The organism is Ornithinibacillus contaminans (assembly GCF_001038425.2).
GTDB lineage: Bacteria > Bacillota > Bacilli > Bacillales > Amphibacillaceae > Ornithinibacillus > Ornithinibacillus contaminans.
The window spans coordinates 1-22,316 of record NZ_LDPV02000049.1 but is presented as its reverse complement, the minus strand read 5'-3'; the positions used below and the strand labels follow the sequence as shown (position 1 = coordinate 22,316).

The 22,316-nt window shown below is 39.8% G+C and carries 24 protein-coding genes and 1 other annotated feature; of the genes, 7 read left to right on the top strand and 17 right to left on the bottom strand.

Annotation, left to right across the window (positions count from 1 at the left end):
• Nucleotides 1–97: 97 nt before the first annotated feature.
• The 4 genes from JF53_RS12960 to JF53_RS12945 all read right to left on the bottom strand — a co-directional run bounded on the left by JF53_RS12960 (nt 98) and on the right by JF53_RS12945 (nt 5,264).
• Nucleotides 98–1,159 carry a PQQ-dependent sugar dehydrogenase gene (locus JF53_RS12960; RefSeq protein ID WP_236686951.1) on the bottom strand — a complete coding sequence of 354 codons (1,062 nt, stop codon included), beginning with the start codon at nt 1,157–1,159 and terminating at the stop codon, nt 98–100.
• A gap of 143 nt (nt 1,160–1,302) precedes the next feature.
• On the bottom strand, nt 1,303–3,132 hold the full coding sequence (gene typA / locus JF53_RS12955) for a translational GTPase TypA (protein ID WP_047981017.1): 1,830 nt from the start codon (nt 3,130–3,132) through the stop codon (nt 1,303–1,305).
• Between the two features lie 105 nt (nt 3,133–3,237).
• Nucleotides 3,238–4,578 (bottom strand): sensor histidine kinase, encoded by a 1,341-nt coding sequence (locus JF53_RS12950; RefSeq protein ID WP_047981016.1) that lies wholly within the window; start codon nt 4,576–4,578, stop codon nt 3,238–3,240.
• A 2-nt stretch (nt 4,579–4,580) separates the two neighbouring features.
• The gene (locus JF53_RS12945; protein WP_047981015.1) at nt 4,581–5,264 is read right to left on the bottom strand and encodes a response regulator transcription factor; all 684 of its coding nucleotides are present in this window, start codon (nt 5,262–5,264) and stop codon (nt 4,581–4,583) included.
• Between the two features lie 167 nt (nt 5,265–5,431).
• Between JF53_RS12945 and JF53_RS12940 the strand changes: the two genes are divergently transcribed.
• Nucleotides 5,432–6,724, top strand: a complete 1,293-nt coding sequence (locus tag JF53_RS12940; RefSeq protein WP_047981014.1) for a S1C family serine protease — start codon at nt 5,432–5,434, stop codon at nt 6,722–6,724.
• A gap of 226 nt (nt 6,725–6,950) precedes the next feature.
• On the top strand, nt 6,951–7,823 hold the full coding sequence (locus JF53_RS12935; protein WP_047981013.1) for a zinc ribbon domain-containing protein: 873 nt from the start codon (nt 6,951–6,953) through the stop codon (nt 7,821–7,823).
• 62 nt (nt 7,824–7,885) lie between these two features.
• On the opposite strand, the gene JF53_RS12930 is transcribed toward JF53_RS12935, so the two are convergent.
• Nucleotides 7,886–8,563, bottom strand: a complete 678-nt coding sequence (locus JF53_RS12930; protein WP_047981012.1) for a TraR/DksA C4-type zinc finger protein — start codon at nt 8,561–8,563, stop codon at nt 7,886–7,888.
• A gap of 79 nt (nt 8,564–8,642) precedes the next feature.
• Nucleotides 8,643–9,092: a GNAT family N-acetyltransferase gene (locus tag JF53_RS12925; RefSeq protein WP_047981011.1), complete on the bottom strand. Its 450-nt coding sequence runs from the start codon at nt 9,090–9,092 to the stop codon at nt 8,643–8,645.
• Nucleotides 9,093–9,174: 82 nt separating this feature from the next.
• Here JF53_RS12925 and JF53_RS12920 point away from each other — a divergent pair, with 82 nt between their 5' ends.
• Nucleotides 9,175–10,056, top strand: a complete 882-nt coding sequence (locus JF53_RS12920; protein WP_047981010.1) for an NAD(P)-dependent oxidoreductase — start codon at nt 9,175–9,177, stop codon at nt 10,054–10,056.
• Here JF53_RS12920 and JF53_RS12915 read toward each other — a convergent pair.
• From JF53_RS12915 to JF53_RS12905, 3 genes are all read right to left on the bottom strand, one after another.
• Nucleotides 10,053–10,352 carry a hypothetical protein gene (locus JF53_RS12915; protein WP_047981009.1) on the bottom strand — a complete coding sequence of 100 codons (300 nt, stop codon included), beginning with the start codon at nt 10,350–10,352 and terminating at the stop codon, nt 10,053–10,055. The two genes, JF53_RS12920 and JF53_RS12915, sit on opposite strands and share 4 nt — an antisense overlap.
• A gap of 2 nt (nt 10,353–10,354) precedes the next feature.
• Complete coding sequence (locus tag JF53_RS12910; RefSeq protein WP_047981008.1) at nt 10,355–11,038, bottom strand: class I SAM-dependent methyltransferase; 684 nt, start codon at nt 11,036–11,038, stop codon at nt 10,355–10,357.
• Nucleotides 11,039–11,120: 82 nt separating this feature from the next.
• Nucleotides 11,121–11,318, bottom strand: a complete 198-nt coding sequence (locus tag JF53_RS12905) for a cold shock domain-containing protein (protein WP_047981007.1) — start codon at nt 11,316–11,318, stop codon at nt 11,121–11,123.
• A 351-nt stretch (nt 11,319–11,669) separates the two neighbouring features.
• Here JF53_RS12905 and trhO point away from each other — a divergent pair, with 351 nt between their 5' ends.
• Complete coding sequence (gene trhO / locus JF53_RS12900; RefSeq protein ID WP_047981006.1) at nt 11,670–12,650, top strand: oxygen-dependent tRNA uridine(34) hydroxylase TrhO; 981 nt, start codon at nt 11,670–11,672, stop codon at nt 12,648–12,650.
• Between the two features lie 92 nt (nt 12,651–12,742).
• Nucleotides 12,743–13,231, top strand: a complete 489-nt coding sequence (locus JF53_RS12895) for a glutathione peroxidase (protein WP_047981005.1) — start codon at nt 12,743–12,745, stop codon at nt 13,229–13,231.
• 24 nt (nt 13,232–13,255) lie between these two features.
• Here the strand turns inward: JF53_RS12895 and JF53_RS12890 are convergent, their stop codons facing one another.
• From JF53_RS12890 to JF53_RS12855, 8 genes are all read right to left on the bottom strand, one after another.
• Nucleotides 13,256–13,978, bottom strand: coding sequence for an amino acid ABC transporter ATP-binding protein (locus tag JF53_RS12890; RefSeq protein WP_047981004.1), 723 nt, complete (start codon nt 13,976–13,978; stop codon nt 13,256–13,258).
• On the bottom strand, nt 13,971–14,630 hold the full coding sequence (locus tag JF53_RS12885; protein ID WP_047981003.1) for an amino acid ABC transporter permease: 660 nt from the start codon (nt 14,628–14,630) through the stop codon (nt 13,971–13,973). The genes JF53_RS12890 and JF53_RS12885 overlap by 8 nt, the downstream gene beginning before the upstream one ends.
• A gap of 31 nt (nt 14,631–14,661) precedes the next feature.
• Nucleotides 14,662–15,444 carry a transporter substrate-binding domain-containing protein gene (locus tag JF53_RS12880; protein ID WP_201777908.1) on the bottom strand — a complete coding sequence of 261 codons (783 nt, stop codon included), beginning with the start codon at nt 15,442–15,444 and terminating at the stop codon, nt 14,662–14,664.
• A gap of 39 nt (nt 15,445–15,483) precedes the next feature.
• Nucleotides 15,484–16,665 carry a M20 family metallopeptidase gene (locus JF53_RS12875; RefSeq protein ID WP_047981002.1) on the bottom strand — a complete coding sequence of 394 codons (1,182 nt, stop codon included), beginning with the start codon at nt 16,663–16,665 and terminating at the stop codon, nt 15,484–15,486.
• A gap of 212 nt (nt 16,666–16,877) precedes the next feature.
• The gene (proS, locus tag JF53_RS12870) at nt 16,878–18,317 is read right to left on the bottom strand and encodes a proline--tRNA ligase (protein ID WP_047981001.1); all 1,440 of its coding nucleotides are present in this window, start codon (nt 18,315–18,317) and stop codon (nt 16,878–16,880) included.
• Nucleotides 18,318–18,378: 61 nt separating this feature from the next.
• Nucleotides 18,379–18,611 (bottom strand) — a binding site (T-box leader).
• Nucleotides 18,612–18,647: 36 nt separating this feature from the next.
• Entirely contained in the window at nt 18,648–19,190 is a 543-nt protein-coding gene (locus tag JF53_RS12865) for a GNAT family N-acetyltransferase (protein ID WP_047981000.1), read from the bottom strand.
• 15 nt (nt 19,191–19,205) lie between these two features.
• Nucleotides 19,206–19,691, bottom strand: a complete 486-nt coding sequence (locus JF53_RS12860) for a DUF456 domain-containing protein (protein WP_047980999.1) — start codon at nt 19,689–19,691, stop codon at nt 19,206–19,208.
• A gap of 21 nt (nt 19,692–19,712) precedes the next feature.
• Nucleotides 19,713–20,330, bottom strand: coding sequence for a glycerol-3-phosphate acyltransferase (locus tag JF53_RS12855; protein ID WP_047980998.1), 618 nt, complete (start codon nt 20,328–20,330; stop codon nt 19,713–19,715).
• 109 nt (nt 20,331–20,439) lie between these two features.
• On the opposite strand from JF53_RS12855, the gene JF53_RS12850 reads away from it, so the two are divergent.
• Both JF53_RS12850 and JF53_RS12845 read left to right on the top strand, forming a co-directional pair.
• Complete coding sequence (locus tag JF53_RS12850) at nt 20,440–21,009, top strand: M15 family metallopeptidase (RefSeq protein WP_047980997.1); 570 nt, start codon at nt 20,440–20,442, stop codon at nt 21,007–21,009.
• Between the two features lie 80 nt (nt 21,010–21,089).
• Nucleotides 21,090–22,067 carry a ring-cleaving dioxygenase gene (locus JF53_RS12845; protein WP_047980996.1) on the top strand — a complete coding sequence of 326 codons (978 nt, stop codon included), beginning with the start codon at nt 21,090–21,092 and terminating at the stop codon, nt 22,065–22,067.
• Nucleotides 22,068–22,316 lie beyond the last annotated feature (249 nt).

Here is a 22,316-nt window from a genome sequence, read left to right as displayed (position 1 = left end):
TTTCATTTTTATCTCAAAAATTTCTATAAGAATCGCTCATAGCTTTCCCTTTAAATATGGAGTCATTACATTTTATTAATCAAAAAAGCCCTCTTCATTAAGAAGAGAGCTCTTTCAATTGATCCAAGGGAATAAAGATTAACCTGTCATCCATTTCTGTAGGATTTCCTCGACCATCTGTATTATTGGTAATAACATAGATGCCATCCGTTGTGGCGAGAACATCGCGAACTCTACCTAAATTAGAAATAAGCAATTTTTGTTCGCTAACTTCTGGGTCAAATACTCTGACCCCTTCGCCTCTTAACGATGCAAAATAGAACTTCTCGTCTAAATAAGCCAGCCCAGATGGAGCCCAGGTTGATTCCCCAGAATGGACAATGGGTGACTCCATCTCCTCTCCAGTCTCCTCTCCCTCTATAATTGGCCAGCCATAATTTTTTCCCATTTTAATACGATTTATCTCATCGTGTGCTTGATTACCATGCTCAGTAGCATATAAGTTTCCTTCTGTATCCCACGCAAGTCCCTGTGGATTTCTGTGTCCATACGAATAGACATAGCTGTTTTCAAACGGGTTATCTTTAGGGATAGTGCCATCTAAATTCATTCGAAGAATCTTACCAGCTAAACTCGAAATATCCTGAGATAAATCTGGATTTGTCGCATCCCCAGTGGTAATATACAAGGCTTGATCTGGTCCAATTTCAATTCGACCACCTTGATGAAATTGACCGCCAGGAATCTTATCTAATAGTACATTGGTTTCCTTCCAAAAATCTCCGGACTTCTTTATTTCGATAACTCGTTGATAATAGTTTTCCTCTTCCATATAGGAATAATAGGCATACGCTGTATCCGTGAAATTAGGCGGAAATGCTATTCCAAGTAATCCAGCTTCGGATTGATTCGATAAGTCCTTTTCAAGCATGACCTGACTTCTACTTGTTTCCCCATTTAGAACCTCCACAATATGACCATCTCGCTCACTTATAACTATTCTGTCTCCTTGTTTCACGATTTCCCAAGGCTCTTGAAGATTGGTGGCAATCGTTTCATAGGCAAGGTCCGATTGGTTTTGGTTTAATGTCGGCGAAGCAGAATTTGTTGTATCCTGATTTTCTTCAGAACAGCTGACTAAGAAAAAAATGAGCAACAATGGAATAAGTATACGAATAATAAACCGCTCCCTTCTGTTTTAATGATTAGCTACATTGTAAATCAAAAGAGGGAATTTTATAAGGTTTACATCTGTTATTGTTCATAAAAAAACTGATATCAGTAGATACCAGTTTTTCATCATTATACTAATTTAGAACGTTTTGCTGCTTTTTCACGTTCGTTTTTATTTAATATCTTCTTACGCAGACGAATCGATTCTGGTGTTACTTCACAGTATTCGTCTTCGTTCAAATATTCTAATGCTTCTTCCAGTGACATATTTCTTGTTTTACGAATGACAGAAGTTTGATCCTTCGTCGCAGAACGAACGTTAGTTAAATGTTTTTCTTTTGTGATATTAACGGTTAAGTCATTTTCACGATTATGCTCTCCAACAATCATCCCTGCGTATACTTCTGTACCTGGCTCAACAAAAATAACTCCACGGTCCTCAAGACCCATGATTCCGTAAGTAGAAGCTTTACCATTTTCAAGTGCTACGAGAACACCTTGGCGTCTTCCACCAACTTGACCTTTAATTAGTGGCTCATATGCTTCAAACGTATGGTTCAAAATACCATAACCACGTGTTTGAGACATGAATTCTGTTGAGTAACCAATTAAACCACGAGAAGGTACTTTGAATTCTAAGCGAACTTGACCATTACCAAAGTTCACCATATCAAGCATTTCACCTTTACGTGCACCAAGTGATTCCATTACGGCACCAGTATGTTCTTCTGGTACATCCACTTGTACTCGTTCAACAGGCTCACATAATACACCATCAATTTCTTTAATGATTACTTTCGGCTTAGAAAGCTGAAGTTCATACCCTTCACGGCGCATGTTTTCAATTAGAATCGATAAATGTAATTCCCCACGTCCAGAAACAACCCATGCATCTGGTGATTCTGTCGGGTCAACACGTAAACTTACATCTGTTTCTAATTGCTTCATTAAACGTTCTTCAATTTTACGTGATGTAATGAATTTTCCTTCACGACCAGCAAATGGACTGTTGTTTACTAAGAAAGTCATTTGTAGAGTCGGCTCATCGATTCGTAAAATTGGTAGTGGATCTGGACTGTCTTGTGGACAAATCGTTTCCCCAACATTGATATCATCTAATCCAGAGATTGCAACAATATCCCCAGAAATTGCTTCTTCAATTTCCATCCGTTTTAATCCGAAGAAACCAAATAGCTTGCTAATACGGAAGGACTTTTGTGTACCGTCCTTTTTAATAACAACCACTTGTTGTCCAACCGCAATCTTACCGCGAACAACACGTCCAATTCCAATACGTCCTACATAATCGTTATAATCTAATAACGTTACTTGGAATTGTAGTGGTTCTTCCTTCGTATCTGCTGGTGCAGGGATATGATCCAATATCGTTTGGAAAATCGGATCCATTGTTTCCTGTTGTTCCTCTGGCTCATAACCAGAAGTACCATTTAGTGCAGATGCATAAACAACCGGGAATTCTAATTGATCATCATCAGCGCCTAATTCAATAAATAAATCTAATACTTCATCTACTACTTCAGCCGGTCTTGCATTTGGACGGTCGATTTTGTTTAACACTACGATTGGTGTTAATTTTTGCTCTAATGCTTTCTTTAAAACAAAACGGGTCTGTGGCATTGTACCTTCGTAAGCATCTACGACTAGTGCTACCCCATCAACCATTTTCATAATACGTTCTACTTCGCCACCAAAGTCAGCGTGTCCAGGTGTATCTAAGATGTTAATTCGTGTATCGTTATAGCTAATTGCTGTGTTTTTTGCCAAAATGGTGATACCACGCTCACGCTCGATATCATTTGAGTCCATTGCACGATCATCTACATGCTCGTTTTCACGAAAAGTACCAGAATACTTCAGTAGTTGGTCAACTAATGTTGTTTTACCGTGATCGACGTGGGCAATAATTGCGATATTACGTATATCTTTTCTTAATTGCATAAAGTACGCTCCTCTTATTTTCCGAGATGAATCAAACTAGATTATTATATCACATAACGTGGCTTCTGTCCCACTTATCGTCAAATTTCATTTAGTCGTCGGTATTTAATTGGCTATTGCTTGAAAAACCAATGTGAATGCCGCACCACCAAGCGCAGACCTTCCAACGGTTATTTTCCCATCTGATTGTTCTACAATCGCACGCGCAATCGCCAATCCTAAACCAGTTTCTCCATTCTTACCTTTCACAAAACGATGGAAAATATGCGGCATTAGTTCCTCTGCAATACCTTCCCCATCATCTTCCACCTTCAGGATAATATGATCCTGTTGCTTATAGACGGTAAGAATGATTTCGGATGTTGCATGGCGCAATCCATTGAAGGTTAAATTTAACAACGCGCGTAATAGTCGTTCTTCATCACCCAGAAGATACGTATCTTTCTCGACTTGGTGATGGAGGGTGATATTCTTTTCAGTAGCCAATGGCAATGCACGCTCCATTACCTTATCGATTAAGCTCGATACATCAATTTTATCCTGCTTGTATGACACTTCTTCACTTTCTAGTTTCGCAAGTAAAATCATTTCATTGATGATTTTCTTTAAACGATTAACCTCGGACACCATGACTTCTAAGCCTTTTTCTTCATCTTGTTCATCGAATACCTTATCCTTCATCCCTTCTGCATAGCCTTGAATTGTCATTAATGGCGTCTTTAGCTCGTGACTGGCGTTTTGGAAGAAGGTCTGTTGGGTATTTATGTACCGCTGCAATTCATTGGCCATGTCATACATACCTTGAGCAACCTCTTTCACTTCGCCTGTTGCATCAATCGGCTCAATTTCATCGAACTTCCGCTTCTCAATTTTCTTCAATTGCTGCTTTAACCGTGTTAATGGGGTTACGAGTTTTCTCGTTAAAAAGTAGCTTAGACCGATTGCCACAATTGTTCCAACGAATAAAACAATTAGCATTCGCTGAATAAAGTTTTGTTGCACCAATTGAAGGTCCTGCAGCGGTGTTAGTAAAATTAATTCTAGCCCCAGACTCTCAGGCACAAAAAGGATACGGGATGTGACATACTTCTCATTGCCATATTCCCAAAGTTCTTCCTTGTTATCGGAGAAATCGTTATTTAAAAATAATCCCGTTACGATTTTTGTTGGTAAGGTAGAGAATATTACTGAATTTTGTTGCCGATCGTACAAAAACAATTGTAAATCCTGTTCCTGTAAGAAGGTATTGAAATCCTGTAATGTTTCCCTAGACATATACGCTTCGTCTAGTACATTAACTATAATCTCACCCTTCTGTTCTAGCTGTCGTTGTTCATCCTGTATTAACAAATTCAAAATCAAAGAATAGACAACATATCCGGTCACAGCCATCACAACTAATAATAAGGCAGTAAAGGCAATATTTAACTGATATTGAAGTTTCATAGTTAATCCTCTTTATGCCGCAAACGGTAACCAAATCCCCATACCGTCTCAAGTGGCATCTCCTTAAATTTCTTCCGGATTCGTTTTACTAAATCATCGACCGCACGATCACTTCCGAAATAGTCCTCTCCCCAGACATTAACTAACAGTTCTTCACGTGAAAAAGCACGATTTACATTTTCAGCAAATAACAGTAGCATGTCATATTCTTTCGTCGTAACATCCTGTTCCTCGCCATACCAAAAGACACGTCGATTGTTTTTATCAATTAATAATTGGTCCACAACTACTTGGTCTCGACTTGGTTGCAGATTCCCTTCTGGCCGGTACCGTTTAAAGATTCGTTTAATCCGGGCGATTAGCTCTCGTGGACTAAATGGCTTGGTTAAATAATCATCGCCACCTAATTCAAGTCCCAGGATTTTATCAATTTCCTCATCTTTGGCTGAGACAATAATGATTGGTACATCACTTTCATTCCTTATTTTCCGGCAAAATTCATATCCATCCATTCCCGGAAGCATAATATCCACGATCCACATATCTGGAGGAGTGGTGTTCCATAATTCGATACCTTTTTCCGCCGAATCCAACACGGTAATATCATAGCCTTCTTTTTTCAAAAAGGCCGTAATAATATTTTGGATATTTGGATCATCTTCAATTAACGCAATATGATATTTCATCCGTCTCACCGCTTCAATCTAGAATTTTTCTATTTCTATTTTCACATAAAATACAGGTGCTAGCCAACTGATTTCGTTTAATTACACATTTATTCCACAATTATACCGAAGCTATTCCAATGCTTATGGATAAAATAACACTATACATGATGAAAGGGTGACAATTCATGGATCAAAATGAAACAAATTCACATCAACCAATCCCAAATGAGGAGCAAGAAACCATTTCGGGAGAACATAACGAAACAACGACAGATAGAGGGCTAACAAAGCCTACTACATCTAAAAGCAAGGAAAAGAAACGAGGAACTACTGTTATCCGTGCATTCATTGCCGGAATTATTGGGGGACTGATTCCAGTAGCCATTCTATTAGTCCTACTGGCAAATGGCGTCATCTCCTTTCATACAAATGAGAGCTCTTCAGAAAATGCATCTCAGGAAATAAATGGCACAGATCCAGACATAATTACGACAATGGCCAATGAAGATGCAGACGCATCCACCAACATTGCCGAGGCATCGGAAGCAGTTGTAGGCGTTACGAATTTGCAAAAACAAAGCATTTGGACCAATAGCCAAGAAGCTGGAACAGGCTCCGGTATTCTGTATAAAAAGGAAAATGGAAAAGCGTATGTTGTAACAAATCACCATGTCGTCAATGGTGCAGAAGAAGTCCAAGTCGTTCTGTCAAACGATGAGAGTGTGCAAGCGAAGGTATTAGGTTCTGATGAATTAACGGATTTAGCTGTTTTAGAAATTGATGGAAGCAAGGTTGACCGCGTAGCAACATTAGGAAAAACAGAAGGAAAAAAAGTTGGCGAAACGGTATTTGCGATTGGTAATCCACTTGGAATTGAATTTGCCAATTCCTTAACAAAAGGTATCATTAGTGGACTCGAACGCTCCGTATCAATCGACACGAACGGAGACAATGTTGCAGACTGGGTAACTGAGGTTATCCAAACAGACGCCGCTATTAATCCAGGTAACAGTGGTGGTGCCTTAGTTGATGCCAATGGAGAAGTCATCGGAATTAACTCCATGAAAATTGCTAGTACACAGGTAGAAGGAATTGGATTCGCTATTCCGATTGATGCTGCCCTACCAATTATGCAACAACTGGAAGAGAATGGAGAGGTTCAGCGACCATTTATCGGTATCAGTACGGCCACCATTAACCAAGTACCGATGCAATATCGCCATAATGTCGTCTTACCTGATGGGGTAGAAAGTGGAATGGTTGTAGCTAATGTTGATCCAGGCTCCCCTGCTGAAGATGCTGGATTGCAACAGTTCGACGTAATCACTAAAATTGACGGCCATGAAACACCAACTATTTTAGAATTACGAAAATACATGTATTCCGAGACACAGGTAGGTGACACAGTCGAGCTGGAAATCTATCGAAATGGCGAAAAACAGACTGTAGAACTAGAACTAACACAACGTGAGAATTAGCATTTAACTAACCCAGAAGAAGGTTGGGGCATAAGTAAACGTAAGGATAACAAGACGAACAATGCGTACATCCCAGAATGGGTACTGTGCACCACTATTCGGATTGTGTCTAAAAACACGTATGCTCCATCTTCTTTTTTTGTATGGGCTTCATTGGAAGTTATTCTTTTTTGTCGAAACTAATTGTAGTATGATTAATGCATTAATCATGTGAAGGAGTGGTTTTATGAAATGCCAGCATTGCGGCCATGAAGCCGATGGTGGAAAATTCTGCACAAACTGCGGAGCAACTTTGGAAACAAATCAAGATAATCAGCCGGTAGATAGCGATACAAGTGTTACGGTTCAACCAGAACAAATGGACGCGCAAGCAGGAGCAACTGAAATAGCAGACGTATCATCTACCACCGTACACTCAACAACTGAGACGGCAGCACCGGAAGAAGCCGTTACGCAACCAAATACCAATGACTTTACTGACAAAATCGCACAAGTCTTTGGCAATTTTGGGCATTTTTTTATGACGTTACTAAAACAACCAGGACAAGCAAAAAAAGCAAATCACCATGATCTATACTCTGCGATTATCACGATTGCTGCTTTCTCGTTCATCATTGCGTTAAGTATGTTTGTTCCACAAGTACTACTTTCACGAACAACCTGGTTTATTCCAGCACCATCATTCATCGATTATTTTATCATGCCATTGCTATTATTTCTTATTATTTTCGGTGGAATTGCTTCCCTTACATATGGAGCTACCAAAATCGTAAAGCAGGAGTTTTCTTACGCTGATGTAATTGGAAAATATGGAGCGTATTTATTACCATATGGATTAGTTTATACGGCAGGAGTTATTTTAGCAGCAGCACAATTACCAGTACTTCCAAGTGTTTTATTCGTAATTGGTATCGCTGGTCCTATATTCGTTATTCCCGTTCTCATTCTATGGGAAAGAAAATCCGATGGCATTGACCGAATTTATACATTACTAGGACTTTATTTTGTAACCCTTCTCGCCATTAGCTTCATCATTCAATCAGCCGCATATGCCTTATTTAATGGTATTATCGGTGATTTTAGTACCTTTATTAGATAAATAGAGAACGCGGATAAGACGACCGTCCTACCGCGTTCTTTTAATAAGTGCATCCTCTAAAATTATTCTTCTAAATCTAACTGATCCTCATATTTGTGATGATTTGGTGTAACACCTGTAAATTTCCCGCGCTGGTCTGCAGCAATGAATTCTTCAATGTCCTCTACACTACTAACATTTTCATCACTATTAGGATACATGTCGTCGTAATTATCCTGATCACCATAGAAATCAGCAGCGGTTTCAGACGTTCCGTAACGACTGACCTCTTGCCAGGCATCCTCTGCATCATAACCTACCTGTTCTTCATCCGTTACTTCATCCGGATTAATGTTTGGACTAATGACTTCCTCCTCAACAGGACGGTTTCGTTCAAATGTATCACGATTAGCATGCAAAACACAGCGATCTGTGGTTGGAATCGCTTGTAGTCGTTCAAAAGGAATATCTGCACCACACTCGCTACATATCCCATACGTTCCTTCATTAATCGCATGAAGTGCTGCATTAATTTCCTCCAATTCCTTCTCTGCATGCTCATTCAACGCAATATCCTTTTGGCGTTCAAATAACTCAGTCCCCAAATCAGCTGGGTGATTATCATAATTAGATAACTCACCAGTTGATTCCTTCGCTAACTCCAGCGACTTCCCAAAGTGATCCTCAACATGGGGGATTAGTTCATTTTGTCTCGCTAACAATGCCTGTTTACACTGATTGATTTGATCATTCGAAATCATGTAGTAGCCTCCTTATAATTCCGCCTGCGATGAAAAAGGTTGCTACTAATACTATGTGTAAAAGCATCGTAACGATTCTCTATTTTTGCGCTCTGATCATGTCAATATGTGGAATCCCATCCTCCAAATAAGGCTCTGAAATTTGCACAAATCCAAGCGAACCGTAAAAATCCTTCAAGTATGTTTGAGCCTGTATCTTAATTACTTCTTCCCTCCAGTTTTCCCAAATGTACTGGATCGCCTTCTCTAATAAAATCCTAGCATAACCATTTCCACGGAACTCGCTTACAACTAATACTCGTCCGATTGAGGCAGCATCTTCATATTTCAATCCTTTCGGGAGCAATCTAACATTTGCTGCGATTTTGCCATCTACAGTGACATAATAATGCACGGATTCTTGATCATAATTATCTAATTCAGGGTAGGGACAATTTTGCTCAACGACAAATACATCCACTCTTGCTTTTAATAACGCGTATAGTTCATCGATTTCCATGTCATGGAATTTCTTTACATGCCACTCCATCTTCTTCACTCCTCTGGAAGGATTTTATACTTCTAGTGTCGAAATTAATTATATAGTAAAAATAATCAAAGGAGTTCTTAAAATGCTTACTAAACAATCAAAGATTGGGTTTATTGGTACTGGAGTTATGGGGAGAAGCATGGCACATAATTTACAGAAGGCAGGCTATCCGATTTCTATATATACCAGAACAAAGGATAAAGCACTTCCTCTCCTTGAGGCTGGGGCAACCTGGAAGGAATCCGTAAATGTGCTTGCCAAAGACTGCGACGTAATTATAACGATCGTTGGATATCCTAAAGACGTAGAAGAAGTATATTTCGGGACTAACGGGATAATCAAAAATGCCAAACCTGGTACCTACATCGTGGATATGACTACCTCAAAACCAACCCTTGCTAAAGAGATCTATCAGCATGCCAAGGAAAAGCAAATCCATGCGTTGGATGCACCGGTATCAGGAGGAGACATTGGTGCGAGAAGTGGAAAGCTCGCCATTATGGTCGGAGGAGACCAGGAAGCATTTGATGCTGTCTTGCCAATTTTTGAAGTGATGGGCGAAAATATTATTTTACAAGGACAAGCAGGAGCGGGACAGCATACGAAATTAAGTAATCAAATTGCAATTGCCACCAATATGATCGGTGTTTGCGAGGCGATCACCTATGCCCAGAAAGCAGGATTAGATCCTACTCGTGTTCTTGACAGCATCACAACAGGTGCTGCTGGTAGCTTTTCGTTATCTAGGCTCGCACCTAGAATGATAGCCGGTGATTTCGAACCAGGTTTTTACGTGAAACATTTTATTAAAGACATGACCATTGCCATTGAATCTGCAAAGGAACTCGGAATTTCGACTCCTGGTCTCTCACTTTCCTTATCCCTTTATCAAGAGCTTGCCGAAAAAGGGGAAGCCGATAGCGGTACCCAAGCACTTATCAAGCTTTTTAATGCATCATTTTAGCTGCTTCGCTTAGCGATTTCAGCTTGTACCACAAAGGCCAAATCATCGTTCCCAAAAAGCTGCAGTACATCGATTACAATTTGATCCGATATTTCCTCTGCTTCATTTTTGGGAACGGTTAATGCTAATGCCTCTGCTAATGCTGGATTTTTGAGTTGTCCCGGATAGGCATCACGATACAACTCTTCTGGATCTAACCCATTGTTTACACACCATTGCGCAAAAATTAATATCATCATCTTCTCGTCGTTTTGATAGTTCTCAATCACTTGCTCTTCAATCGCTTTTTTATCCACTTTTAATCACCAACCTTCTCAAACATAAATACCCACATAAAGGATAAGGCTTGTTTTAGTTCTATTGATAAATCTTTATAATGCTTTTCTGTCACGCCATCTTTATAGACACCAAAGCTATCACGTAGTTCAAATTTCATTTCTTTGGCGAGCTTATGTAATTCCCATGGCATGATAGGATGACTAATCGTCTTTTCACCATAAACACGTCGGTAGCCACTGGCCCTCGGTCCTGCGGTAGGACCCAAAATCCCGATACAAAGCAAACCACCCTTACGCAATATGCTACGAAGTTCTTTTAAGGAGTGTGCGGGAATTTCTGTCCATTCCACTACATTAATACACATAATACCATCCACAGATTCAGCCGCCAATGGTAAATTGCCAATATCCGCTTGTAGTAATGGAACTTCTTTCGGTAGCTGTTCCTTCGCCTTTTCAATCATTGCTACTGAAATATCGGCACCAATGACATCATATCCTAATTGACGTAATTTGTATGTGCCATATCCATCTCCACAGCCTATATCCAATATCGTACTACCTTTTGCTACATGTTTTACCATAAACGGGATAATATCCTTCCTACTTCCTCGCTCCCACATAGTTTGGCTTCTTTCACGCCAAAACCCAGCTCGATTATCCCATTCTGCCTTCGCAGCTTCATTCCAATCAAACGTTTCCATTTGCTCACCCCAATTCGTCTAATTTACGTAAAACAGAAAAAGGCTTATCTCGTTTGAGATAAGCCCTGTGGTTGTATGTTTATTATAGTTTTGTAACGTTAGCTGCTTGCGGTCCGCGGTTACCTTCAACGATTTCAAATTCAACGTCTTGACCTTCTTCAAGCGTTTTGAAACCTTCAGATTGAATAGCTGAGAAGTGTACGAATACATCGTCTCCGTCTTCACGCTCGATGAAACCGAAACCTTTTTCTGCGTTAAACCATTTTACTTTACCAGTCATTTATATGACCTCCTTATCCAAATAGCTTGCAAAGTATAATTGAATCATTAATACTTTTACACCTACTCTGATAAAGAGAACGTAAAGTATTACAAATTTCAATTTCCTTTTGCTACTAATAACTTTACCCTTTTAGGAAAAAAAAATCAAGTAAATCACAAATTTTTAAGAAAAAATTATCATTCCATATCCACCAACCTTTTCATAAGAAAAACCTGATGCATAATACGAATTAATGGTATTGAAATTTTTGTTGAAACTTGTTAAACTATACTCTTGCAAGATAATAAAAAGTGAATAACAACTACCAACATTTATATCTTGCAAATATGAATGATAGGTGGTAAAAAAATGGAAAAGAAAGATTATCGCGTATTACTGTATTACAAGTACGTAGAAATCGAAGACCCAGAAACATTTGCGAAAGAACACTTACAATTCTGTAAAGACACGGAATTAAAAGGTAGAATTCTAGTAGCAAAAGAAGGTATTAACGGTACCGTATCTGGAACAATTGAAAACACGAACAAGTACATGGAAATGATGCATAACGATCCTCGTTTTGCGGACTTAACCTTCAAGGTTGACGAACATGATGGTCATGCATTCAAGAAAATGCATGTTCGACCACGTAAGGAGCTTGTGACACTTCGTTTGGACGATGAAGAGAATGTGGATCCAAAGAAACTTACTGGCGAGTTCCTATCACCAAAAGAATGGTACGAAGAGATGCAACGGGATGATGTCGTTATTTTTGATACACGTAATGACTACGAGTATGAATTAGGACATTTCCGAGGCGCATTAAATCCAGATATCGATAACTTCCGCGATTTACCAGAATGGGTTCGTGAAAACAAACATTTGATTGAAGGAAAGAAAATCCTTATGTACTGTACTGGTGGAATTCGTTGTGAGAAATTCACTGGCTGGATGATTAAAGAAGGCTTTGAAGATGTTGCACAGTTACATGGTGGTATTGTAACGTATGGTAAGGATCCAGAGGTTCAAGGTGAGCTTTGGGATGGACAGTGCTATGTGTTTGATGAGCGTATTGCTGTTCCTATTAACCGTAAAGAGCATGTTGTAGTTGGTAAAGACTACTTTGATGGAAAACCATGTGAACGTTACGCAAATTGTGCAAATCCTGAATGTAATAAACAAATTCTCTGCTCAGAAGAAAACGAGCATAAATATATGCGAGGATGCACACATGAATGTCGTGTAAGCCCGCGCAACCTTTATATTCAAGAGCATAATCTGTCTCCTGAAGAAGTTCAGCGCAGACTAGACATTATTGCTGAAGAAGAAAAAGTAGCACAACAAGCTTAATTCCTAGACGGCCATTTATTTGGTCGTCTTTTTCTTTTGTGTGCCCTTCATTTTTTTGTTATGCTTTTCTTAACGATAGGGAGGGATTAGGCGTGAGCATTTACCAATTTTCTGCTGAGACCATAAATGGCGAACAAAAAAGTCTTGAAGATTTCAAAGGTAACGTCTTACTGATTGTCAATACCGCAAGCGAATGTGGCTTTACCCCTCAATTCGAAGGACTTCAAGCACTCTATGAAGCTTACCAGAAGGATGGCTTTGAAGTACTTGGTTTCCCCTGTAATCAATTCGGAAACCAAGATCCTGGTTCAAGCGAAGAAATTAACAGCTTTTGCAAGAAAAATTACGGTGTTACTTTCCCAATGTTTCAGAAGGTCGATGTCAAAGGAACGACTGCCCATCCGCTATTCCAATACCTAACAGCCGAAGCTAAAGGCTTGTTAACAAAGGAAATCAAGTGGAATTTCACCAAATTCCTTATTGACCAAAACGGAAATGCCATCAAGCGCTATGCCCCACAAACAACACCAGATCGGCTAAAAGAGGATATAGAGAAATTACTACACAAAAAAACTCGATGAGAACGAACTCATCGAGTTTTTTTCTTACAACACCTTCGCTAAGAAATCCTCTGCACGTTTTGTTTTTGGTTTAGCGAAGAAGGTTTGTGGATCACTTTCTTCCATCAGCTTCCCGTCATCCATAAAAATGATGCGGTCAGCCACTTCTTTGGCAAAATTCATCTCATGAGTAACAACGACCATCGTCATTCCAGTATCCACAAGATCCTTCATAACATCCAATACTTCTTTAACCATTTCTGGATCCAGTGCCGAAGTAGGCTCATCAAATAGCATAATTTCCGGATCCATCGCTAATGCTCTCGCAATCGCAACCCGCTGCTTTTGTCCACCTGATAGTCGATTCGGATACGCATCAATCTTGTCCATTAAACCAACCTTTGTCAGTAGTTCTTTCGCAATCTTTTCTGCTAGTTCTTTTTTCATGTTCTTCACTTTAGTTGGTGCATAGATAACATTTTCCAAAACTGTCATATGTGGAAATAGATGAAAATGCTGAAACACCATCCCAATATTTTTACGCACTTCTAGCTTGTTCACCTTGGGATTCGTAATTTCTTGATCCTTTATCCAAATATACCCTTCAGATGGTTCTTCTAAAAGATTTAGACAGCGCAGAAACGTCGATTTTCCAGAACCAGAAGGACCAATTACCGCAACAACTTCACCTTGATTAATGGTTGTTGTAATTTGCTTTAAAACCGTATTGTCACCAAATCTCTTTGTTAAATCAATCGTTTTAATCACTTTGTCTCATCCTCCGTTCAACCAAGCTACCAATATTGGTTAAAATAAATATCATCACCCAATAAATAATTCCGGCAAATAATAACGGTTCGAAGTTACGGTATAATTGCGCCCCAACAATTTCCGCTCGGCGCATTAAATCCATATACCCAATTGTTGAAACAAGTGCAGATTCTTTCGTCAATGTCACAAATTCATTCATTAACGCTGGTAGAATATTTTTTAAAGCTTGCGGTAATATGATATTCACCATCATCGGTCGATAGGGTATCCCTAGAGCTTCTGCTGATTCAAACTGTCCTTTATCAACCGCCAAGATACCCGCCCGGATAATTTCCGATACATAAGCTGCTGAATTCAGACCAAATGCTAACACAGCACTTAAAAACACCCCAATATCGTAGCCTGTCAACTGTGGTACCGCAAAATAAATAATCATTAATTGCAAAATCAATGGTGTCCCACGAAATACAGAAGTATAGGCATCTGCAGGCCATTTCAAAAACCGACGTTTACTTATCTTAAATAAAGCTAATACCGTTCCTAGTAATAATCCAAGAATGATCGCTACACTTACAAATTTTAACGTTGCCCCAATTCCTTCTAATATAAAAGGAATAGAAGGCACGATTTGGCTAAAGTCCAAATTCACGCCTTCACACCTCGCTTTCTAGTTGTACAACTTATTCTTCTGCTAGCCATTCATCTTTTAATTTTTGTAGCGTTCCATCTTCTTCAAACTTCGCTAACACCGCATTAACCTCTTCCACAATAGCACTTCCTTTTGGAAAGGCAATCGCCATTCCCGGAGAGCTGGATGTCGGATCATCAAACCCCGCAAAGCCTTGAGATTCCATATATCCTAATGCGACTGTCTTATCCATATATGCTACATCAATACGATTCGAATTCATTTCCTGAATTAAAATACTAACATCGTCCGTTTTCTTCACTTCAAAACCATATTCAGATGCAAGCTCGTCTGCACCCTCTTCTTGAATCGTTCCCAGCTGTACGCCAACAATCTTACCTTCTAAGCTTTCTAAGTCTTCAATACCAGCATCTGTTTTGGAGATAAACATCTCACCAGAGCGATGGTACTCTGTTGAAAAATCTACATTCTCTTTACGCGCATCGGTTGCACTCATACCCGATAATACTAAATCAACACGCTTTGCTTGAAGAGAACCAATTAGTCCATCAAAGTCCATATCCTCAATTTCTAGTTCATACCCTAACTCGTCGGCTATAGATTGGGCTAAAGCAATGTCAAAACCAACGAAATTCCCTTCTGTATCATATGATTCAAATGGTGGGAAATCAGCAGAGGTTGCCATTTTCAATACCTTTTTCTCCCCAGAATCATTATTTCCTTCTGCAGATGAATTTGCATCTCCAGACCCACACGCCGCTAACAAACTAACGAATAAAATAAACATAAAACCTTTTATAATTGCATTTTTCATTGGTATCTCTCCCTCATGATTATAAATTCAAATTAATGTTTATACATTTTTTGGTATGCCATTCGTTTTGTTTTGGAATTCTGTTTTAATTTCTTGATAGAGCTTGTCATTTGTTAAAATATCATAGCCTGTATACGCTAAGGCTAATGCGCCGGAAGTAAGTGTCCCGTATCCATCATTCGTAATCGTTTGATCGGCGAATTCTTTCGTATGGGCAACTAATCCTGGCTTATTTAACCCAATGTATGGGTGAATGGCTGGAACTACTTGACTCACATTACCCATGTCAATCGATCCGTAAGATTGCTTCGCAGGTAAGATTGGCAAATCACTCGTTTGTTTTAAATTACTAGAAAAGGCTTCAGACAAGGCTTGATTCGTAATCATGTCATCATAGCTTAACTCATAATTGGAAATTTCAAGTGATGAACCAGTCATGAGTGCTGCACCTTGTGCTATATTGATGACCTTTGTAACGACTTCATTTAAATAGAATCGTTCCTTGGCTCGGATGTAAAATTGGCCAACTGCATAATCTGGTACTACGTTTGCAGCCTTCCCTCCCTCCGAGATAATGCCGTGAATACGCACATCCGTTGGTAAATGTTCTCTTAGTGCATTGATGCCATTAAATAATTGGATAACACTGTCCAATGCATTTATTCCCTGTTCCGGTGAGGCTGCAGCATGTGAAGCTTTTCCAGTATAAGCAAATTGGATCGCATCCATCGCAAGTGAATCGCCACTTACATAGGATTGGTCACTCGGATGAAGGATCATTGCGACATCAATATCATCAAAGATTCCTTGCTCACTCATCGGAACCTTAGCACCATTTGTTTCTTCTGCTGGAGTACCTAATACAACGACACTGCCACCAGTTTCATGGGCAAGCTTACTTAAAACAATCCCCGCCCCAACGCTCATTGTGCCGATTAAATTATGACCACAGCCATGACCAACACCAGGTAATGCATCATACTCTGCCAGATAAGCAATAGTTGGACCGGGTTTTCCACTAGGAAACACCGCTTTAAAAGCGGTAGGACGATCGACAAGTCCTGTCTCCACTTCAAATCCATGGTTTTGAAGTAGTGTCACAAGTAGTTTCATAGATTCAAACTCTTGGTCACCCAGCTCCGGATTTTGATATAGCGTATTACAAATTCCCCATAAATCTTGGTTTACTTCATTCAAATGCTCTTTCAAGTCATTTTTCATTTCTGCATTCACCTTTTTGTATATTTATTTAATCATATGTATATTTATACCACCATTTTTTAGAACTGACAATACTTTTTTCCTATTATTTTGTTCACCGATCCCTCTATTACGATCGGAAAAGTTATTAGACAGGGCAGGGCTTAGCCATTATCTATACATAAAAAAACTCCTGATTACGAAAAATCGTAACCAAGAGTTTTGCTTTTTTATTAGTAGGCTTTTGCCCAATAAACCATTTCTTTCGCTTCTTTTCCACAGCACACGCACGAATCCGAAACTTTTTCCGCTTCAAAAGGAATACAACGTGATGTAGCAGTTGTTACTTCTTTAATTTTCTCTTCACAAGCTACATCGCCACACCACATGGCTTTAATAAATCCACCTTTTTCATCAAGTGTTTGTTTGAATTCATCCATTGTTGTTGCGACAGTCGTCATGTCATTGCGATGTGCTAATGCTTTATCATAAAGGTTTTGCTGAATTTCGTCTAGTAGTGCAGGCAAGCGATCCGTTAAGTCTGCTAACGCAACAAATTCCTTCTCACCTGTATCACGACGAACTAATACCACTTGCTCGTTCTCGATATCTTTAGGTCCCATTTCGATACGAACTGGAATACCCTTCATTTCATATTCATTGAACTTCCAGCCAGGCATTTTATCGCTAGCATCGATATCAACACGCACTAGCTCTTTTAACTGATCGCGAAGCTCATATGCTTTATCCAATACGCCTTCTTTATGCTGTGCAATTGGCACAATCATCGCTTGTGTTGGAGCAATTCTTGGTGGTACTACTAGACCACGATTATCTCCGTGAACCATGATTAATGCACCCATGATACGAGTCGATAATCCCCATGATGTTTGATGGACAAATTGACTCTTACCATTTTCGTCGAGATACGTAATATTGAATGCTTCAGCAAATCCAGAGCCAAAGTGATGGGATGTACCAGATTGTAATGCTTTCCCGTCATGCATTAATGCTTCAATGGTCAATGTATATTTAGCACCGGCAAATTTCTCTTTATCAGTTTTACGACCACGTAATACTGGAACAGCTAAATAGTTTTCAGCCAAATCTGCATAGACTTCTAACATACGATCCGTTTCGTTCGATGCATCCTCATCAGTCGCATGTGCGGTATGACCTTCCTGCCAATGGAATTCTGATGAACGCAAGAAAGGACGTGTTGTCTTTTCCCAACGAACAACATTCGCCCATTGATTATAAAGCTTCGGAAGATCACGGTAGGAATGAATATTCTTGGAATAATAATCACAGAAAAGCACCTCAGAGGTTGGTCGAACAGCAATACGCTCCACTAACTCCTCTTCTCCACCATGGGTAACCCAAGCTACTTCTGGTGCGAATCCCTCTACATGATCCTTCTCTTTTTGCAAGAGACTTTCTGGAATAAATAATGGGAAGGCAACATTGGAGTGACCAGTTTCCTTAATCATTCGATCTAGCTCATCCCTGATGTTCTCCCAAATCGCATAACCATAAGGTTTAATAATCATTGTTCCTCTTACTTGCCCATAATCCACTAGCTCTGCTTGCTTCACAACATCGGTATACCATTGCGCAAAGTCGTCTTCCATTGCTGTAATTTTTTCTACAAACTGCTTATTCTTCTTGCCCATTACCAGCACCTCTTTCTATAGTTACAAAATTTTTAAGAACACAAAAAAACCCCAAATCCGTAAAAGGGACCGAGGATTGGTGGTACCACCCTTGTTCACTGCTTACATCTTGCCTAAGTAAGTAGCACACTCAACTTGATAACGGTCAGGGACCGCGCGCTTCTTCAAGGCTTTAACCCATCTGAAGGCGAACTCAAAGGCAGGTTCCAATGAATGTCTATGGAAATTCTCACCAACCATTTCCTCTCTGCAATAGACCAACTACATTGTACTAATCCTTCTCAACGTTTCCATATGTAAAGTTAAATATATCGTCCTCTATACCGAAAGTCAAGCAGTTACCTTAATCACTTTTTCATAGAGCGAAAATCTATCGTCACCATCACCTACATACCCGGCAAACTGAAATCCCGCTTTTTGATAAAAAGCGTTTAGTACCGGATTGTTCGCAACACAGTCTAGGCGAATATATCCGTCTTGAATCGTATGGTTCTCATCAATCCACTGCAGCAATCGTCCGCCTAATTGGCGATGCTGATGTGTAAGGTTTACAACGAACCGGTGGATGTAAAAGGCATTCTCCTGACGCTTCCCCCACATATCAATATCCCACTCGTTCTGTACATTGGTGAAGTTAAAAGATGCCACTGGTTCCCCACTACCTGTTTCCACAATATATGTTTTGCCAGCTGAAATGTCCGCCTTAATTTCCTCATCCTCACCACCCTGCAGTAAGTATCCCCATTGTTTAATTTCTTTTTCATGTAATGACCTTGCAGCTGCCTTCAACATGTTCGTAATCGGCTCTACATCTCGTTCATTAGCTACTCTTACGGTAAAGTCATCAAGCTTAGCTACTTTAAATGTTGTCATCAACCTTCTCCCCCATCAAAAGATTACATTTATAATAAATAGGATTATCATAATAATTTGCACAAAAACCTTGGCGAAGGTTCCGCTTAAAAAGCCTAGCAATGAACCAACAGCTGCCTTAAACGCTTCTTGAATTGTTCGCCTTTGTAACATTTCCATCACGAGAACAGCGACAAATGGTACAATGATAATACCGAACGGCGGAACGATGAATGATCCAACGATGACGGCAAGTGCCGCAACACGCTCTCCCCATTTGCTTCCACCAAACTTTTTGACAAAATAACTATTAGCGACAATATCAGCGACAAACAAGATAACGGTGAAAACAATCATAATCGACCAGAAAACAAAGCCTAACTCATCACCATTAATGCCAAACTGATATAGTAAAAAGCCAATCCATAATAAGAGAACCGATGGAATAATCGGATAGATCACACCGACGAAACTCAAAATAAATAATGCTATAATTAACACCCAAATAATAACATCAACCATAGAAACCTCCACACCAGTAATTTAGTTCTTTTGGAACATGCTTGATAATTTTCGTTCTTCCTTTTTTATAATACGTTTATAATTTTCCATATGTTTCATTATACTCAACATAAATAAAATCAAAACAATCAGGCTTGGCACTAGCCCAAATAAATAAAAGGTTAATAGGAAGACAGCGAGATACATTGCTAATACACCTATGACGAGATAATCGGTTAGCAAGGTAAAAACAATTAACATCAAAATACTAATTAGCGCCAGCTTCCAATCGATTGCCAATACAATCCCAATTAGTGATGCCGTCCCTTTTCCACCGCCAAACTTCATCGTTACGGGATAATCATGTCCGAGAATCACAGCTAAACCGGTAAGATAAGCGAATATAATTTGATCTTCACGTGCAATGTCAGCGAGACCAACAATATATTGAACAAGTAGAACAGCAAATGTCCCTTTAAATATATCAATGATGGCAACAATAATTCCATATTTCCAGCCTAATAGAATGGTAGTATTGGAAGCGCCAGCATTTTTCACGCCTGTATTTTTTATATCAATCTTTTTATAATTTCCTATTAACTGAGAACCATGTATACACCCTATCAAATAGCCAATAAACAAGCTAATTACACTATACATGTACTTCCCCCCAACAAAATACACTTATCTCATTCATTCTAATATAATCAACGGGGTATGCATACATTATTTTTAACCTAAGCTTCTAGGTAAGGAGATTGAAACGACCATGAAAAGACGTGGACAACCCATCATTCCAACAATTATCATTAGTTGCTTGCTGCTCTTACTCATTTTATTAATCTACGTTTACTTCGGGTACCATCGCTATGATTATTATGGGGATGATGCACCTGTCCCAAATGTGTTACATCCAGTAGTTGAACAAAAGCGATCCGAGCTAGTGGAACGAGCAAAGGAGGAAAATATCGCCATCATCATAACGGAGACGATTCGTTCCTTCGAGCGACAGAACAAGCTATATGATCAAGGTAGGACAACTGCCGGGGATATTGTCACCTACGCTAGAGGCGGAGAGTCCTATCATAATTACGGACTTGCAATTGATTTCGCGATAGAGGATGCAGATGGCAATCTTACTTGGGATATTCATTACGATGGAAACGGTAATCATCTCCCAGATTGGGACGAGGTGGTAGCAATTGCCAAGGAGCTTGGTTTCGAATGGGGTGGTGATTGGGACAGCTTTAAGGATTACCCCCATTTACAAATGACCTTTGGATTATCCATCAAACAGCTCCAACGCGGATTCCGCCCAAAAGCTGAAACTCCGGAATAACCATAGCCTAGACAAAATTAATCAGATTGGATACAATGTATTTATCTCGAATTCGAGACAAATGACAAGGAGGCCTCTTTATGTACTTAAAAGGTATTCATCACGTCTCTGCTATTACTGCAAACGCAGAAAAAAATCATCAATTTTACACAACCATACTCGGAATGCGATTAGTTAAAAAATCAGTTAATCAAGATAACCCAGCCATGTATCATTTGTTTTATGCGGATGAAGCCGGCAGTCCTGGAACAGATCTAACATTCTTTGAGATTTCCAATGCTGGTAGGACACACCAAGGAAATCATAGTATTTCTAGGACAGCCTTACGTGTTCCTAATGATGACGCACTTCTGTATTGGGAAAATCGTTTTAATGACTATAAAGTAGATTATGATGGTATAACCACTCAGGGCGAGCGAAAGGTAATCCATTTCCGTGATCATGAAGATCAACGTCTTGTTCTAATTTCTGATGAAACTAATCAAGGGGTTTCAGGCGGGAATCCCTGGAAGCATAGCCAGGCATCTGTTGAGCATGGAATTGTCGGCCTTGGTCCCGTTACACTTACCGTTCCAGACCCCAAGCCAACGATTAACGTGTTAACCGAGATTTTATCCTTCCAACAAACCGACAAGTATCCTTCTCCGATTGACGGGCAGGAAGATATCCTTGTCTTTGCTACAGGTGAGGGAGGAACTGGCGCAGAAGTACATTTGGAAGTAAGAAGTGACCTTCCAAAAGAAAGACCTGGAAGAGGTAGTGTTCACCATGTTGCCTTCCGTGTAGAGAATGATGAGGAACTTGCGATGTGGCAGGAGCGTTTAGTGGATGCACGAATACCGAACTCCGGTGTCGTTGACCGCTATTATTTTAAAGCTTTATATTTCCGCGAGCCAAATGGAATCCTGTTTGAACTATCCACAGATGGACCTGGATTTGCTACTGATGAAACTATCAATCATCTCGGGGAAACACTTGCGCTTCCTCCATTTTTGGAAAACCAACGAGCAGAGATTGAATCAAAATTAACACCACTTACAACCGGGACTGGGACATAAGTGTTAATGGTTAGATAAAATAGAAACGTTGGAGCACGATACCCGCTCCGGGAATATACTTCGCTTTCACTTCCAGCACAGGGGTGACATCTGCTCGAAACTACCTCGCAGTGTCTACCTTGCCGCGGGGCTGCTGAGCCTCCTCGCGCTGAAAAGCAGTGCGCCTGTGTCTGCTAGTATCGCTTCGGAGTATGCTTCCTCAGCGCAAGGGAACGAAGAAGGTTATTCAAGTAGCACCCTCACTGCGGG